This is a genomic window from Psychromonas ingrahamii 37, from assembly GCF_000015285.1.
Taxonomy (GTDB): Bacteria; Pseudomonadota; Gammaproteobacteria; order Enterobacterales; family Psychromonadaceae; genus Psychromonas; species Psychromonas ingrahamii.
Genome location: NC_008709.1, coordinates 2,648,015 through 2,660,856, shown reverse-complemented (window position 1 = coordinate 2,660,856; position 12,842 = coordinate 2,648,015). Strand labels below are relative to the sequence as shown.

At 39.3% G+C, this 12,842-nt stretch carries 13 protein-coding genes and 1 riboswitch; of the genes, 7 read left to right on the top strand and 6 right to left on the bottom strand.

Annotated elements, in window-relative coordinates:
- Positions 1–31: 31 nt before the first annotated feature.
- Together PING_RS11275 and PING_RS11270 are read right to left on the bottom strand one after the other, a co-directional pair.
- A complete protein-coding gene (locus tag PING_RS11275) occupies positions 32–769 on the bottom strand; it encodes a UDP-2,3-diacylglucosamine diphosphatase (RefSeq protein ID WP_011770487.1) in 738 nt (245 codons plus the stop codon).
- Positions 770–788: 19 nt separating this feature from the next.
- The gene (locus tag PING_RS11270; protein ID WP_011770486.1) at positions 789–1,283 is read right to left on the bottom strand and encodes a peptidylprolyl isomerase; all 495 of its coding nucleotides are present in this window, start codon (positions 1,281–1,283) and stop codon (positions 789–791) included.
- 150 nt (positions 1,284–1,433) lie between these two features.
- Here PING_RS11270 and cysS point away from each other — a divergent pair, with 150 nt between their 5' ends.
- From cysS to PING_RS11255, 3 genes are all read left to right on the top strand, one after another.
- Positions 1,434–2,819: a cysteine--tRNA ligase gene (gene cysS, locus PING_RS11265; protein WP_011770485.1), complete on the top strand. Its 1,386-nt coding sequence runs from the start codon at positions 1,434–1,436 to the stop codon at positions 2,817–2,819.
- A 220-nt stretch (positions 2,820–3,039) separates the two neighbouring features.
- Positions 3,040–3,660: a LysE family translocator gene (locus tag PING_RS11260; protein ID WP_011770484.1), complete on the top strand. Its 621-nt coding sequence runs from the start codon at positions 3,040–3,042 to the stop codon at positions 3,658–3,660.
- Between the two features lie 83 nt (positions 3,661–3,743).
- Positions 3,744–4,016 carry an acylphosphatase gene (locus tag PING_RS11255; RefSeq protein ID WP_011770483.1) on the top strand — a complete coding sequence of 91 codons (273 nt, stop codon included), beginning with the start codon at positions 3,744–3,746 and terminating at the stop codon, positions 4,014–4,016.
- An 85-nt stretch (positions 4,017–4,101) separates the two neighbouring features.
- Here PING_RS11255 and PING_RS20030 read toward each other — a convergent pair whose 3' ends face one another.
- The 4 genes from PING_RS20030 to dinG are packed head-to-tail and all read right to left on the bottom strand — an operon-like array spanning position 4,102 to position 7,661.
- A complete protein-coding gene (locus tag PING_RS20030; RefSeq protein WP_011770482.1) occupies positions 4,102–4,275 on the bottom strand; it encodes a YbaM family protein in 174 nt (57 codons plus the stop codon).
- Entirely contained in the window at positions 4,268–4,834 is a 567-nt protein-coding gene (locus PING_RS11250) for a primosomal replication protein (protein ID WP_011770481.1), read from the bottom strand. The genes PING_RS20030 and PING_RS11250 overlap by 8 nt, the downstream gene beginning before the upstream one ends.
- Entirely contained in the window at positions 4,822–5,601 is a 780-nt protein-coding gene (locus PING_RS11245) for a TSUP family transporter (RefSeq protein ID WP_011770480.1), read from the bottom strand. The genes PING_RS11250 and PING_RS11245 overlap by 13 nt, the downstream gene beginning before the upstream one ends.
- Positions 5,601–7,661, bottom strand: coding sequence for an ATP-dependent DNA helicase DinG (gene dinG / locus PING_RS11240; protein ID WP_011770479.1), 2,061 nt, complete (start codon positions 7,659–7,661; stop codon positions 5,601–5,603). Before dinG ends, PING_RS11245 begins: the two co-directional genes overlap by 1 nt.
- Positions 7,662–7,920: 259 nt before the next feature.
- Positions 7,921–8,077, top strand: a riboswitch (molybdenum cofactor riboswitch).
- Between dinG and moaA the strand changes: the two genes are divergently transcribed.
- The 4 genes from moaA to napA all read left to right on the top strand — a co-directional run bounded on the left by moaA (position 8,068) and on the right by napA (position 12,784).
- Complete coding sequence (gene moaA, locus PING_RS11235; protein WP_041766428.1) at positions 8,068–9,051, top strand: GTP 3',8-cyclase MoaA; 984 nt, start codon at positions 8,068–8,070, stop codon at positions 9,049–9,051. It overlaps the preceding riboswitch by 10 nt.
- Before the next feature lie 439 nt (positions 9,052–9,490).
- Complete coding sequence (napF, locus tag PING_RS11230; protein ID WP_011770477.1) at positions 9,491–9,970, top strand: ferredoxin-type protein NapF; 480 nt, start codon at positions 9,491–9,493, stop codon at positions 9,968–9,970.
- The gene (locus tag PING_RS11225; RefSeq protein WP_011770476.1) at positions 9,967–10,227 is read left to right on the top strand and encodes a chaperone NapD; all 261 of its coding nucleotides are present in this window, start codon (positions 9,967–9,969) and stop codon (positions 10,225–10,227) included. The genes napF and PING_RS11225 overlap by 4 nt, the downstream gene beginning before the upstream one ends.
- A gap of 61 nt (positions 10,228–10,288) precedes the next feature.
- The gene (gene napA, locus PING_RS11220) at positions 10,289–12,784 is read left to right on the top strand and encodes a nitrate reductase catalytic subunit NapA (protein ID WP_011770475.1); all 2,496 of its coding nucleotides are present in this window, start codon (positions 10,289–10,291) and stop codon (positions 12,782–12,784) included.
- Positions 12,785–12,842 lie beyond the last annotated feature (58 nt).

Below are 12,842 nucleotides of genomic sequence, written 5' to 3'. Positions count from 1 at the left end.
TTAATTTTAACTGCGCAAGTTTGGCATTAGGTTAGTTATAGAAATTAATCGGGCGGATAACTAAATTGATTTTATCTTTTTGAACTTCGACATAACTTAAATTATGACGCCAATCGCCGACATCATATCGTTGTGCAGCTTGCCCTTTAACTAACATCTCATGACAAGCTACTCGATGGGTATGTCCGTGAATTAAAGTCTGGACATGATGTTTCTCCATTAAACGTACTACTTCATCTTTAGTGACATCCATCACTTCTCGATTTTTATAGACTTTTTTGGACTGGCTTGCATGACGAATTTTCCAGCCTATTTTTTTACGTAGAAAGAGTGGTAAAAGATTAAAAACTAATTGTATGAGAGGGTTATGGAGCAGCGTACGCATTTTTTGATAATTTTTATCTGCTAAACAAAGTGTATCACCGTGTAAAATCAGTATTTTTTTGCCATACAAATTTATTTCACAGTGTTCCGGTAACAATTGCATTGATGATTGTTTTGCATATTTTTTGCCAATCATAAAATCACGGTTACCATGAATGTAATACAGTAATATATTATTTTTCAGTGCATATTCTGATAATTTAAGAGCAACTTCATTCATTAAGAGAGTGCGCTCATCATCCCCGATCCAAACTTCAAATAAATCACCCAAAATATATAAGGCATCCACATTTTCAGTTTCATTTTGCAGAAACTCAAAAAATGCATGGCTTATTTGCGGATGCTTTTCACTGAGATGCAGATCGGCGATGAAGAGTGTGCGCATAGAAGACACCAGTTAACCGTTAAACAATAGTGACACTTTTGATGATCACATCTTCCAGAGGAACATCTTGATGCACATAACCAGAGTTGCCTGTTGCCACATTTCTTATCTTATCAACAACATCGACTCCTTCAACAACTTGTGCAAATACGCAATATCCCCAACCATCAGTTGTTTCCGATTTAAAATCTAAAAACTTATTGTCGTTAAGATTAATAAAGAATTGTGCAGACGCAGAATGGGGCTCCATTGTTCTTGCCATTGCGACGGAATATTTTGTATTTGACAGACCGTTATTTGCTTCATTTTTCACCGGTTTATTGGTTGGTTTTTCTTCCATCCCTGCCGCAAAGCCACCACCTTGAATCATAAAACCATCGATAACGCGATGAAAAATAGTATTGTCATAATGACCTGATTCAACATATTTAATAAAGTTAGCAACAGTTTTAGGTGCCTTTTCTGCATTTAAATCAAGTTTAATATCACCAAAGTTTGTATGTAAAGTAACCATTTTTAGTTCCTGTTATTGAAAAAATAATAAATCCCCTTAGGGTCTGCTTATATCATACCCTAAAGCATGATATTCATTAAATACAAAGGGTGAATTTCTATTAATTGCAGGTTAGAATGCCCATTCTATAGTGATCTGATTGGAAGCTTCATGTTAAAAATATACAACAGCTTAACGCGACAAAAAGAACCGTTTAAACCGCTCATTCCCGGTAAAGTTGGTATGTATGTGTGTGGTATCACTATTTACGATTATTGCCATATAGGCCATGGTCGCACATTTGTGGCTTTTGATACTGTGGCGCGTTATTTACGTTTTAGTGGATACTCACTTAATTATATTCGTAATATCACCGACGTAGATGACAAAATAATTAAACGAGCAGCTGAAAATAATGAAAGCTGTGATCAATTAACATCACGTTTTACCGAGGCTATGCATCAGGATTTTGATGCGTTGTTTATGTTACGTCCGGATCTTGAACCTCGGGTGACGGATCATATGCCAGAAGTTATCGAGATGATCAAAAAATTGATCGCAAAAGGGCACGCCTATGTTGCCGAAAACAATGATGTTTTATTTGCAGTTGACAGCTTTAAAGAATATGGTCAATTAAGCGGCCAAAATTTGGAAATGTTACGGGCAGGCTCGCGCGTTGAAGTTGAAGAGAGTAAACGTAATCCATTGGATTTTGTTCTTTGGAAAATGGCAAAACCCGCTGAGCCTTTTTGGACTTCGCCTTGGGGGAACGGTCGTCCCGGTTGGCATATTGAATGTTCAGCTATGAACCATAAACATCTTGGTGAAGTATTTGATATCCATGGTGGTGGATCCGATCTTGCTTTTCCGCACCATGAAAATGAAATTGCGCAATCCTGTTGCGCCCATCATGGTCAGTATGTGAATACCTGGATGCATTCGGGAATGGTGCAAGTAGACAAAGTTAAAATGTCGAAATCACTTAAGAATTTTTTTACCATTAAAGAGGTGTTAAAATTTTTTGATAGTGAGTCCGTCCGATATTTTTTGATTTCGGGACATTACCGCAGCCAACTTAACTATTCTGAAGATAATTTAAAACAGGCCCGTGCGAGCCTGGAGCGTTTATACAACTCAGTTCGTGATTTAACCTTCAGTAAAGACACTCCGCTTGATAAAACGAATCTGCATTATCAGCAATTTATTAAAGCAATGGATGATGATTTTAATACGCCGGGGGCTTTAGCTGTATTGTTCGATCTTGCTAAAGAGATAAACCGTCTTAAACAGTCGAATATTAAGCAAGCATCTTTATCTGCGGGACTATTAGTGACACTTGCTAATGTGCTTGGTTTATTAAACCAGTCAGCCGAGCAGTTTTTGCAGGGTGATGAAAAAAACGAAGAAGTTGCCATGATTGAAGCGCTTATCAAACAACGTAATGATGCTAGACAAAATAAAGATTGGGCTTCAGCGGATTCAGCGCGTGATAAACTGGCGGCATTAAAAATTGTTTTAGAGGATGGCCCTGGCGGCACAACTTGGCGGAAACAGTAAGCGTTATTTAATAATACTAAAATAACTCAAAAGGTAACCAACCCGGCTTGTCAATATCAATGCTAACTGGGTTGATATTTATTCAGAGCGTCTTGTTCTTACTGCTTAGCGGTCAGCTAACGCTGTTCAAAATCATTCAATAGGATTTTGTTAAGTGAGAACAAGGATAGTCTGCAAACCACGCCTCGTTACTGGCGCTTTTTTATCTAATTGAGAGAAAATGGAATATTCTGTTCTGATATTATTTGTCCCCACTTTTTTTGCAGTATCGGCGACGCCTGGATTGTGTATGACGTTGGCAATGACCTTGGGTATGACAATAGGTGTACGTAAAAGTCTATGGATGATGGTTGGTGAATTAGTTGGGGTTGCGCTGGTGACCATTTCATCATTGATTGGGGTGGCAACTATTTTATTAGCCCGGCCGAATATGTTTCTGGTGCTGAAGTATTTGGGGGGGTTGTACCTGTTTTATCTGGGTATACAGATGTGGCGTTCTCGCGGTAAAATGGCAATTCCAGAAAATTTTGTGCAACAGGACAGTGTTACCCGTAAGTCACTTATAACCCAAGGATTTGTGACCGCTATTGCCAATCCAAAAGGGTGGGCTTTTATGATTTCACTATTACCCCCTTTTATTAATTCTGAGCTACCATTATATCCACAAGCGATGATTTTAGTCGCTATCATATTGTTTTTTGAATTAGTCTGTTTATTGCTTTATGCGGCGGGTGGTCATACTTTGCGGCACCTTCTGCAGCAACGTGGTAATGTTATTTTAATGAATAGAATTGCCGGTAGCTTAATGATGTGTGTCGGCATCTGGTTGGTATTAACTTAACGGTTCAGCCTAAAAAAATGATCTACGATGTGAGGTTCTAACAATTCTACTCATTAGGTGAGCTATTTAGAGAGAGGGTGATAATGGATAATATTGGCTGTAAAGTGATTGTGTCGGGCATAGTGCAGGCGGTTGGTTTTCGCTATTTTACCTGCAGGGAAGCGCGTTTGCATTATGTTATGGGACATGCAAAAAATTTACAATGCGGTGATGTTGAAGTTGTTATGTACGGCCCGCGTGAACAAATAGCGAAAATGCTGAAATGGCTTGAAAAAGGGCCTAAAACCGCACGTGTTACCGGCATCACTGTCAGTGAAATCCCTTATCAGAAAACCAATGATTTTATAGCTTGCTAAGTACTCACTCAACGTTTTCTGATCTTAAAGAACGCCTTTATTGAGTAAACTGCTCAAAAATGCCGGGCATTTATATCAAAGTATTTTAGGCTGGTTTATTTTTAAAATCCTTTAATACTATCTCTAAAGCGTCCATAGCCACTTGCTTATCAATTTTATTTTCTTCTAACAGTTGAATTAAATCAACGGCTAGTTGCACTGATTGCAGCGCATCGACTAGTGGTGGGTTATTTTTTTTATCTTCATTATATTCACTCATCACTGCTATCCTGAAATTTAAATTCTAACATTTGAGTATAGCTATTACACTTTTGATAACGTCCTTTTAAGACCTCAATTTTTTCTTTAATGTCTATTTTTTGTTGAGCATTTGAATGGGTCATTAACTCTTCCTGCTCTGCAATCATGTTTAATAAACGTTCTTCATAGTGATATTGTTTCTGTAACTGTTGGTAGATATTTTCTTTAATGGATGAATAGGATTTATATAATATGTCAGCTTCTCCTTTTTCTAAGCTTTGTACCAGTTGTAATAACACCTGAAATTGATCAATAAAAAGTGTGCATTCAAAGGCTATCAGGGCCTCGGGAAGGTTTTTATCAAGTGCATTTTGTAAAGATTTGGCAGTATGTTCTATTTGCTTGATGTAGCCTAACAGCGTGAGACAACGCTTGGGAAATATATGCACTTCAAAAACAAAACATTTGTTTTCTGTCTGACTAACCGACTCATCCAGTACTTCGCATCTTTTGCTTAACACCTTTAATTGTCTATTTAATTGGTCTATCGGTAAATTTTTTGAACTTAACTGAACCATGCGTCGTACCCTAATTTAATGGCCATGATGACCACAATTAATATAAAAACGGGGCGTATAAATTTAGCGCCAAAATGAATGGCAGAATGAGCCCCTATGTATGCGCCAAGCATCAAACAGGCTCCCATTGTTAACCCAATCAACCAGTTTACTTGACCAAAATAGATGAATATTAATAGGGAAGTCACATTACTAGTGAAATTCATCGCCTTTGCAATGCCGCTAGACAGCAAAATGTTTAGTTTATAAAGGCGCATATTGGAAATTACCCAAAATGCCCCTGTTCCCGGACCGGAGGAGCCATCATAAAAGCCCAGCAAAAACCCTTGAATTATCTGTTTTATGCGAAAAATAGATTTATTTTCAGGCAGTTTATGATTATCAATATCATGTATCTGATTTAATAAAGTATAGAGAGCGACAATCAAAATAATAACAGGCAGTATTTTTTCTAGCCATTGAGTATCAATTAAATTAACAAACACCGTGCCAATAAAGGCACCTGTTAGCGTACTGTAGAAACTATTTTTCCAAAATTGCGGGTTAAATAATTGTTTTCTAAAATAAGTATAAGATGCGATGCCCGAAGAAAAACAAGCAGATAATTTATTGGTACCAAGGGTTAAGTGGGCAGGTAGACCTAAGCTTAATAATGTTGGGACCGTCAGCATGCCTCCTCCGCCAACGACCGCATCAATAAAACCTGCGATCAAGCCTACAAAAACAAGTAACGCCCAAGTGCCGGGGTCAAAAAAAAGTTCAGTCATTAATGTTTATGCTCAAATTGAATCGCAAAAGGGGGAAGCGCATCCAGTAAACCTTTTCCGTAACGTTTCGTTTTTACTCTCTTATCCAATATAATAATTCGCCCTGTGTCATTTTCTTTTCTAATCAATCGTCCACATGACTGGATCAGTTTTTTACTTGTCTCTGGAATAGAAAGCTGTAAAAAAGGGTTGCCACCTTGGGCTTTTATCCATTCAGAATGCGCTTCTTCAACGGGAGAGTTTGGTACGGCGAAAGGTAATTTGGTAATAATCAAGTTGGTCAAATAATGTCCGGGCAAATCCAGTCCCTCGGATAATCCGCCGGTACCGAAGATAATACTTGTTTTGCCTTGATCACAGCGCTGCTTATGTGTTTTGATAAGTTTGCTGCGCGACAAGACGCCTTGTATTAATAAAGCCTCTTGGTATTTCTTATTGAGCTTATCGGCCACTAAATTCATTTGCCAGTAGGATGCAAATAAAACTAAATTACCCTCGTTGTCGCGTAAATAATTTTCTATTTTTTCAATCAGTTCATCATCAAAACCCGCTTGAGTCGGATCGCTTTCCATATCTGCAATAATTAAAGGGATGGCGGGGTAATTAAAGGGGGACTTTAAGCGCAAGTATTGCGTGCCATCATTGCTTTTTAATCCGCTTTGGCGCTTAAAGTATTCAAAATTATTCAGTGAGGTCAATGTGGCGGAGCATAAAATAATCCCTGCAGCCTGTGACCAAAATATCTTCTCTAATATTCCCCCGACCTCTATCGGTGAAGCATTTAAATAAATTTCTGCTTTCTCTCTTTCAGCCCACGCAGCGATAGGTGCCTGCTTGGTTGTCTTTTCTCTGGTCAGCATAACCCACAGTGTCTGCATGTTTTCGATACGCTGCTGGAAAAATCCCAGTTCAATCATTAAAGGTTCAACATCCTTTGTTTTAACATTACCGTCTTTGATTTCTTCACTGATAATATTTGAAAGTTTATTTAAAGCCGATAAACATTTTTTACTTTCTTCTTTTAAATGACAGGCGGGGTGATGTAATGTTTCGGGTAACTCCCCCAATGCAAATCGGTATTTATCTGATTCATTAAAGTAGCTGGGGTTATTGTTAAAAAATAACTCCACCGTTTTCAGCTCCTTTATTATTTCTTGTGCGCTTTCGAGCATATTAATACCCGGTGTAATAGTCGTATGGCGTTTAATGGTCTTATTAATATGTTGACTTAGCTGGTTGATTTTTTTAAGCCAATCTTGACTGCCCTTAATACTGGCACGCGCACTGGAAAAATCTCTGGATATTTTGGGCAGGTGATGGGCTTCGTCTAGGACATAAAAACAGTTATCAGGTTCGGGTAAAATGATTCCCCCTCCCAACTCGAGATCGGCCAACAGTAATGCGTGGTTGACAACAATAACATCTGCTTTATTGATAGCATCGCGAGCACGATGAAAAGGGCACTGGCGATGATTCGCTAAGGCGCGTTTACAGCTGAATTTATCGGAAACGATCTGTTGCCAGACGCGATTTGGAATGGGTGTTGGCCAACTATCGCGATCCCCTAACCATTTACCCGCAAGATACGCTTCATGTAGGCGTGTTAATAATACCTGATCACCTGCTTGTGGTTTTTCGGTAAATAAAGCCTGTTGTTCCGTGCCTTGTTGGGTGCTGAACAGTTTATGTTCACAGCAATAACGCTGACGCCCTTTAGCTAAGGTAAAAGTAAATTTAAATTCACTATGGCGCAAAAAAAAAGGCAGATCCTTAACCATTAATTGCTCCTGCAAAGTGATTGTCGCAGTCGAAATAATGAGTTTTTTCTTTGCATGTTGCGCGACGGGTAGCGCTGCTAGTATATAAGCTAATGATTTGCCAATCCCGGTACCGGCCTCTGCAACCAGTATGCGTCGTGATTTATCATATTCACCCGCGAGTACTTTTGCGATTTCAGCGACCAGATAATTCTGTGCTTTACGCGTTGAAAAATGAGGTAAAGCCTGAGTAATAAGCGTATAACCTGCCCGGATCTTTATTTTTAGGGAATCTGGAAGCATATATTTCGCGGTTAAAGTAAAAAAAGCATTTTAACAAAAATATCTGCACTAAACAGAATTTCTATCATACTTTTATGGCATGATTTAATCATAGATCTTATAACCGATTGTTGATGAGTCGTTCAGGAGATGTATATATATGCTTAAAAATAAAGTATAACTAAAAAAGCAAATCACCGCAGCAGATCTTTTTATGATTAATAAATAAGATTTTACTGTCTGTCTCCAGATTCATTTACCAAGGTAAATGAATCTCATTTTTTAAAACCAGCTCCGAGCTTAATAAAACTAAGTTTCCTTTTTAAGGTAAATAAGTCTGTTAAGCCGCTTGTCTGACATTTTGGTCAGCGCAAGAAGGGTAAAGAGAGAAATGTCTTTGCCTCCCGTATTTGGAAAGGAACTTAACATGAGCCAACAACTTATTGATAACTTCGATCGGAAGTTTGAATACTTACGCCTGTCGATAACCGATGTCTGTAATTTTAAATGTAATTATTGTCTGCCCGATGGATATCAGCGAACCCATGAAAAACAGTTTTTGAGCAAGCAGGAGATAACCAACTTAGTCAATGCTTTCGCCGAACTGGGTGCTAAAAAAGTACGTATAACAGGTGGAGAACCCGCTTTACGCAAAGATTTTCCGAAAATAATTGAAGCCATTGCCACTATCCCTGGCATCCAAAAAGTAGCCACTACGACTAACGGTTACAATTTAAGCAGTCATGCTCAAGCGTGGTTTGATGCTGGTCTTGATTCGATTAACGTCAGCGTCGACAGCTTAGATGCAAAAACTTTTCACCTTATTACCGGGAAAAATATATTTCAAAAAGTCATGCAGGGCGTCAATGCTTCGGTCAAAGCGGGTTTTAAACAGGTTAAGATTAACAGTGTGTTAATGAAGGGTCTTAATGATATTGACATTGATTTGTATATTAACTGGATAAAAGATCAACCCATTCAATTACGTTTTATTGAATTAATGCAGACAGAAGATAACGGTGAATTCTTTAATAAACATCACCTTTCTGGTGAATGGATTAAACAAAATCTGTTAGAAAATGGCTGGACGCAAAAACAGTCCTTAAGTCATGACGGACCTGCACAAATTTTTTACCATCCTGATTATCTGGGGGAGATTGGTTTAATCATGCCCTACAGTAAAGATTTTTGTAAAAGCTGTAATCGTTTAAGGGTTTCATCGGTAGGTCGGCTGCATTTGTGTTTATTCGGTGAAGAAGGAGTTGATTTACGGGATCTTTTAGGAACATCTGCAGATAAAGAAAAGCTTAAACAACGAATAGTAGAATCACTGAAAAGCAAAAAAGTGAGTCATTATTTGGCAGATGGAGAATCGGGAGGAACGCCGCACCTTGCATCAATTGGCGGTTAAACTTGGATTGTTAGCATAATCATAATATGTCCCAAGGGGCTCTGTTCCGAATAATGATTGTTCGCTTTATTTATGCTTAATGCTTTGTAATTTAAAGTATTAAAATGATAACGACAGTTAAATGGAACAGGGTTTGTACAATAAAGACAGCAGCTCTTCTAAAAACAGATAACCAAACCTCTAAAAAACAGATAATCAGGCCTCTAAGAAAATACAACAGCTCCCCTAAAAAATAGATAACCAAGCCTCTCAAAAAACAGACAACAAAATCTTTTAAAAAAATAATAGCGTCAAAACGTGATCAGCTTCTCTTCTTTGAAATTCAGTTTTTGATCTAAATCAATAGTGATCAGGTCTGTAAAGATTATTTTTCTCAATCGTTTATTTTATTTAATAATAGATCATTAGGTAATAACCATATAATAAATAAGGTTTTTTAGTGAAATTTGATAATAGTAAAAGAAGATTATTTAAAAATAATGACAAAGTGACGGTTAATAATTTATTACCCTGGATTTCGAATGTAGATTTATTTTTGAAAAATTGTACACAATGTGGCGATTGCATAACCGCTTGCCCGGAAAAAATTATCGTCAAGGGTGATGGTGGTTACCCCAATATTGATTTTACTGTTGGTGAATGCTCTTTCTGCGGGCAATGTGCTGAAATTTGCGATGAACAGATTTTTATCTCTACAAAACAACCACCCTGGTTAAAAAAAGCCCAGATCGACGAATCATGTTTAGCCTATGAAAATGTCTATTGCCGCAGCTGCAGTGAAAGTTGTGAAGCGCAGGCACTCACTTTCCAAATAGGGTTAAGTGCTGTCCCTCAAATTAACCTTGATTTATGTACTGGTTGTGGCGCCTGCATGGCACCTTGTCCAACTGCATCTGTCCTTATAAAGGAATTAGAATGAAAACGGAAGAATTGCATATATCGAGTTTAATCGTACATATCAGGCCTGAAAAGCGGCAGGAAATAGAAACAAGCATCAATTTATTAGATGGTGCTGAATTAATCACCATGTCACCGATTGGTAAGGCGGTGGTGGTGCTAGAAGCGCCTCATCAACGCGTTATTATGGAAGCGATTGATACCATAAATGCGTTAGACGGGGTGCTTAGTACCGGTCTTGTCTATCATGAATTTGAAACATTAGAATCTGAGTCTTAATTGATTAATCAGTGGAAACTCAATTAAATCATTTGGTTTCATCAAATAGTGGGGAAGCAACATGAAATTTACGAGACGTGAATTTATGAAAGCGCAGGCTGCCGCATCAGCCGCTGCTGTTGCTGGTATTGCATTACCAGCAACAGCGAGTAATTTAATTGCAAGTCAAGATTTAACAAAAATAAAATGGGAAAAAGCGCCCTGCAGATTCTGCGGTACAGGCTGCAGTGTATTGGTCGGTACACAACATGGCCGGGTGGTTGCAACACAAGGGGATCCTGAATCACCGGTCAATAAAGGACTAAATTGCGTAAAGGGTTATTTCCTGTCAAAAATCATGTATGGCAAGGATCGTCTTACTACTCCCTTACTGCGTATGACCGAGGGTGTATATGATAAAAATGGCCAGTTTGAACCTGTTTCATGGGATGCTGCTTTTGATATTATGGCTGACAAGTTTAAAGATGCTTTGAAGAAAAAAGGACCCACAGCGGTGGGGATGTTCGGTTCAGGTCAATGGACTTTATGGGAAGGGTACGCTGCTTCTAAACTAATGAAAGCGGGTTTCCGTACCAATAATTTAGATCCAAACGCGCGCCATTGTATGGCTTCTGCGGTGGGTGGTTTTATGCGCACTTTCGGTATTGATGAGCCGATGGGCTGTTATGACGACCTTGAAAATGCCGATGTGTTTGTGCTGTGGGGATCTAACATGGCGGAGATGCATCCTATTCTTTGGTCGCGTTTAGCCGATCGCCGTTTAAGCAACCCCGATGTCAGTGTGCACGTGTTGTCTACTTACACACACCGTTCATTTGAATTGGCAGATAATGGCATGATCTTTACGCCACAATCTGATTTGGCGATCTTAAACTTTATTGCCAACTACATTATTCAAAATGATGCGGTGGATAAAGATTTTATTGAAAAACATACCAATTTCCGAAAAGGTGTCACGGACATTGGTTATGGTTTACGGCCTACTGATCCTTTACAAAAAGCCGCTGAAAATCCGGATTCTGGTGCGTCGTCGCCGATAACCTTTGAAGAGTTTGCCGAGTATGTTTCTGAATTTGATGTTGATTATGCCGTTAAAATGTCAGGTGTCCCTGCTGAAAAATTGATTGAATTGGCCAAAGTCTACGCTGATCCGGCTAAGAAGGTCGTTTCATATTGGACCATGGGGTTCAATCAACATACTCGTGGTGTTTGGGCAAATAACTTAATGTATAACGTGCATCTGTTAACCGGTAAAATTTCTAAACCAGGATCCGGACCCTTCTCATTAACAGGTCAACCCTCAGCTTGCGGTACCGCACGTGAAGTGGGTACATTCTCTCACCGTCTACCTGCTGATTTAGTGGTGGCAAATCCTAAACATCGTGCCATTGCCGAAAAATTATGGAAACTGCCGGAAGGTACAATAGAACCTAAACCCGGCTATCACGCTGTATTACAAAACCGTATGCTCAAAGACAGTAAGTTAAATGCTTACTGGGTGATGTGTAATAACAACGTGCAGGCGGGTGCCAATATTAATGAAGAAATTATTCCAGGTTACCGTAATCCGGAAAATTTTATTGTAGTGTCAGACCCTTACCCGACTGTTACTGCGCAAATGGGGGACCTTATTTTACCGACTGCGATGTGGGTGGAAAAAGAGGGCGCTTATGGCAATGCCGAACGTCGTACTCAATTCTGGCATCAACAAGTTAAAGCACCCGAAGGTGCAAAATCTGATTTATGGCAATTAGTTGAATTTTCTAAACGTTTTAAAATTGAAGAAGTTTGGACGGAAGATCTGATCGCAAAAATGCCGGAAGTGAGGGGGGAAACTTTATTTGATGTGCTTTATAAAAATGGTCAGGTAGATGCTTTTGGTTTAGACGAAGTAGCTGACGAGCGATTAAATGACGAAGCGCGTGATTTTGGCTTCTACATTCAAAAAGGTTTGTTTGAAGAATACGCTTCATTTGGACGTGGTCACGGTCATGATTTAGCGCCTTTTGATCAGTATCATGAAGCGCGTGGTCTGCGTTGGCCGGTTGTTAACGGCAAAGAAACCCTGTGGCGTTTCCGTGAAGGGTACGACCCCTATGTCGAAAAAGGCAGTGAAGTTCAGTTCTATGGCCATCCGGATAAGAAAGCGGTTATTTTCGCACTGCCCTATGAGCCACCCGCTGAATCACCCGATCAAGAGTACGACCTGTGGTTAAGCACCGGTCGTGTATTAGAACATTGGCATTCAGGATCCATGACCCGTCGTGTACCCGAACTTTATAAAGCATTTCCTGATGCAGTGGTGTTTATGCACCCAGATGATGCTACAGCACGGGGTGTCCGACGTGGTGATGAGATTGTACTGGCTTCACGTCGTGGTGAGTTAACTTCTCGTGTTGAAACCCGCGGCCGAAATCGGCCCCCTCGAGGTTTAGTCTTTATGCCCTGGTTTGATGCGAAGCAGTTAGTGAATAAAATTACACTTGATGCAACGGATCCGCTGTCGAAACAAACGGATTACAAAAAATGTGCAGTGAAAATTACTAAGAAAGTTTAATTCGCGCGTTACGGCATTCATTTCCAATTTCCAGAAAAAATCTGTTTTGGTGCCGTAA

What these genes read in the sequence shown, in the direction of transcription:
- PING_RS11275 (WP_011770487.1), bottom strand. Translation starts at nt 769, where the DNA reads ATGCGCACACTCTTCATCGCCGATCTGCATCTCAGTGAAAAGCATCCG.
- PING_RS11270 (WP_011770486.1), bottom strand. Translation starts at nt 1,283, where the DNA reads ATGGTTACTTTACATACAAACTTTGGTGATATTAAACTTGATTTAAAT.
- cysS (WP_011770485.1), top strand. Translation starts at nt 1,434, where the DNA reads ATGTTAAAAATATACAACAGCTTAACGCGACAAAAAGAACCGTTTAAA.
- PING_RS11260 (WP_011770484.1), top strand. Translation starts at nt 3,040, where the DNA reads ATGGAATATTCTGTTCTGATATTATTTGTCCCCACTTTTTTTGCAGTA.
- PING_RS11255 (WP_011770483.1), top strand. Translation starts at nt 3,744, where the DNA reads ATGGATAATATTGGCTGTAAAGTGATTGTGTCGGGCATAGTGCAGGCG.
- PING_RS20030 (WP_011770482.1), bottom strand. Translation starts at nt 4,275, where the DNA reads ATGAGTGAATATAATGAAGATAAAAAAAATAACCCACCACTAGTCGAT.
- PING_RS11250 (WP_011770481.1), bottom strand. Translation starts at nt 4,834, where the DNA reads ATGGTTCAGTTAAGTTCAAAAAATTTACCGATAGACCAATTAAATAGA.
- PING_RS11245 (WP_011770480.1), bottom strand. Translation starts at nt 5,601, where the DNA reads ATGACTGAACTTTTTTTTGACCCCGGCACTTGGGCGTTACTTGTTTTT.
- dinG (WP_011770479.1), bottom strand. Translation starts at nt 7,661, where the DNA reads ATGCTTCCAGATTCCCTAAAAATAAAGATCCGGGCAGGTTATACGCTT.
- moaA (WP_041766428.1), top strand. Translation starts at nt 8,068, where the DNA reads ATGAGCCAACAACTTATTGATAACTTCGATCGGAAGTTTGAATACTTA.
- PING_RS11225 (WP_011770476.1), top strand. Translation starts at nt 9,967, where the DNA reads ATGAAAACGGAAGAATTGCATATATCGAGTTTAATCGTACATATCAGG.
- napA (WP_011770475.1), top strand. Translation starts at nt 10,289, where the DNA reads ATGAAATTTACGAGACGTGAATTTATGAAAGCGCAGGCTGCCGCATCA.